Raw genomic sequence first — 940 nt, 5'->3', positions numbered from 1 at the left:
GTTCATCTGCAAAATCTGGGCAAAAGAGCCCGAACGGTTCCGACTCGATCCCACCCATCAAATGCCGGGACTAAACAGGTAGATCATGCCATTGATGCCCTGTCGGGCATCGATACGCCGGCGGCACGTTCTCCGGTCAGCAACGAGGATCAACTCGACGGTGAACTGACAGCGTTCGAGGCGAAGCATCATGGTCACGCTTGAATTGAAGGGCCTACACCGGGTCACGGCCAAGGGCAGGGTCTATTGGTATACTTGGCGCGGTGGTCCGCGCCTTGCTGGGATGCCAAGCACACCGGAATTCCTCGCCTCCTACAATGAGGCGATTGCCAGTCGCACGACACCTGACAACAACCGCTTTCGATCGTTGGTCACGCAATACAAGGCGAGCGCCGACTACAAGAAACTCGCCGAGTCGACGCGACGTAACTGGGGGCCCTGGCTCGACCGGATTGCCGGCCATTTTGGGGAGCTGCGCATCGCCCAGTTCGATCGATCGGAAAAGATCAGACCAATAATCCGCCGGTGGCGAGCGGCATATGCCGAGACGCCCCGGTCAGCCGATTACGGCATGCAGGTTCTCTCCCGCGTGCTCTCACATGCGGTCGATCCACTCGGCCAAATTGCCTCCAACCCTTGCGAAGGTATCAAACAGCTCTACAGCAATTCGCGTTCGGACATCATCTGGACCGACGAAGACATTGCCCGCATCCGGCCGCACTGCTCGATCGAGGTTCAGCACGCTATCGACCTCGCCGCCCACACCGGCCTGCGCGCCGGCGACCTGGTTCGCCTGGCGTGGTCGCATGTCGGCGAGGATGCGATCGTGGTCACCACCGGCAAGAGCCGGTGTCATTTGGCACTTAATTAGGTTCTTCCTCACTTTGTGTGGAGCGGCGGCAGCATTCGTGCTCTCAGCAGTTCAGGACCTGCCCGACCG

The 940-nt window shown here is 59.8% G+C and carries 1 protein-coding gene and 1 pseudogene; both read left to right on the top strand.

Going from position 1 to position 940, the window contains the following annotated elements; genetic code table 11:
• On the top strand, window positions 1-204 hold a 204-nt coding region (locus tag AC0L3O_RS35380), incomplete at its 5' end, for a hypothetical protein (RefSeq protein ID WP_473618147.1).
• Window positions 191-850, top strand: a pseudogene (locus tag AC0L3O_RS35375) (tyrosine-type recombinase/integrase); the annotation flags it as partial. The gene AC0L3O_RS35380 and the pseudogene AC0L3O_RS35375, both read left to right, overlap by 14 nt.
• Window positions 851-940: the final 90 nt, after the last annotated feature.

This window comes from Mesorhizobium sp. WSM4810, from assembly GCF_055811235.1.
Note: the sequence above shows the minus strand (reverse complement) of the source record. Positions and strands in the feature narration are given on the sequence as shown.